Origin of the sequence: Lewinella sp., assembly GCF_050633125.1 — a bacterium.
GTDB lineage: Bacteria > Bacteroidota > Bacteroidia > Chitinophagales > Saprospiraceae > Lewinella.
This window is the reverse complement of record NZ_JBOEFX010000252.1, coordinates 1-1,191: the sequence shown is the minus strand read 5'-3', so window position 1 is coordinate 1,191 and position 1,191 is coordinate 1. Positions and strand designations below refer to the sequence as shown.

The 1,191-nt window shown below is 35.8% G+C and carries 2 protein-coding genes; both read left to right on the top strand.

Annotation, left to right across the window (positions count from 1 at the left end; translation table 11 throughout):
• The first annotated feature begins 268 nt into the window (after window positions 1-268).
• Window positions 269-532, top strand: coding sequence for a hypothetical protein (locus ACRBG0_RS28730; protein ID WP_431490259.1), 264 nt, complete (start codon window positions 269-271; stop codon window positions 530-532).
• 23 nt (window positions 533-555) lie between these two features.
• Window positions 556-1,014 carry a type II toxin-antitoxin system VapC family toxin gene (locus tag ACRBG0_RS28725; protein ID WP_431490258.1) on the top strand — a complete coding sequence of 153 codons (459 nt, stop codon included), beginning with the start codon at window positions 556-558 and terminating at the stop codon, window positions 1,012-1,014.
• Window positions 1,015-1,191: the final 177 nt, after the last annotated feature.

Sequence of the window (1,191 nt, the reverse complement as noted above, 5' to 3'; positions counted from 1 at the left end):
CTGCGTGGTAGCCGGAGTTGGAGCCAATGCTCACACAAAAAAGAAAAACTATTATGATTTGCCTAGTAAATAACTGAAATTCAGCGATATGCTGATTTATAGTGCTTTGGATTCTCAATAATCAGTTGCAAAGGAACTTAGGTAATTGTAAGAATGTTTATCTTTATATACATCTAGCCTCCAAACGTGCGAATACAGAGGTGAGATAACCATAATATATCTAATAAATTATACTTACATAATGACAGTTAATACCAATGACATCAAGATGAATATCATCAATATCATTGCTCGTATTGATGATGCTGATGAGTTAGAACGGATATATCACTCTTTAGAAAAAGAGAAATTTAATAATATTAAAAAGCCTGATGTAAAGGACGCCATCGTTGAAATAAGAGAAGGTATTTCTTACAAAGAGATATTAGCAGAGCAAAATTATCAACCTATTAGTTATAATGAATTTAGGGAGTTAGCCGATAAGATTGAATGGGAACATTCTCTTGAGGAATTACTAGCAGAATTAGATTAATAAAAGCCGTTACGCAGAATCCTATGGATTACTTACTTGATACTAACCTAATAATAATCTACAGCCGTGAATCCAGAATAGCTAAGAAAATCGAAGATGACTATGACTTGTTTGACGATAAAAACAGCCTTGCAATATCAGTCGTCACTTTAGGAGAAATCGATGCATTCATTAAGAAATTGGGAATAGGGGATAAAAGAAAAAGAAGAATCGAGGAAGTTGTATCGAGATTAGCGAAAGTGAGCATTACTACTAAAGAGATCATTGATCGGTATGGTGATATTGATGCTTATAGCCAAGGAAAGCTTATGCAAAGAAAAGGAAATTTCTCTGCGCGAAACATGGGTAAGAATGATATATGGATAGCAGCTACTGCAAGTGTATATGATTTGACATTATTGACTACGGATAAAGACTTTGATCACCTAAAAGGGGAATATCTAAAGTTAGAATATTTAGATATAGAAAAATATAAAGACTAACAAATAACCGCACTGGCTCCAACTTTGCTACTACGTCCAGCCCTCCGCTTCGCTACGTGCCGTCGCAGTAGCCTGAGTTAGCGGAAACTTCAATAATAAGGATTTCCCCAAAAGAGCTCCTGCCGTGATAGGTATTTTCGCGCGTTACGTGTACCAGTATTCGGCCATCACGACTTA

What these genes read in the sequence shown, in the direction of transcription:
- ACRBG0_RS28725 (WP_431490258.1), top strand. Translation starts at nt 556, where the DNA reads ATGGATTACTTACTTGATACTAACCTAATAATAATCTACAGCCGTGAA.
- ACRBG0_RS28730 (WP_431490259.1), top strand. Translation starts at nt 269, where the DNA reads ATGAATATCATCAATATCATTGCTCGTATTGATGATGCTGATGAGTTA.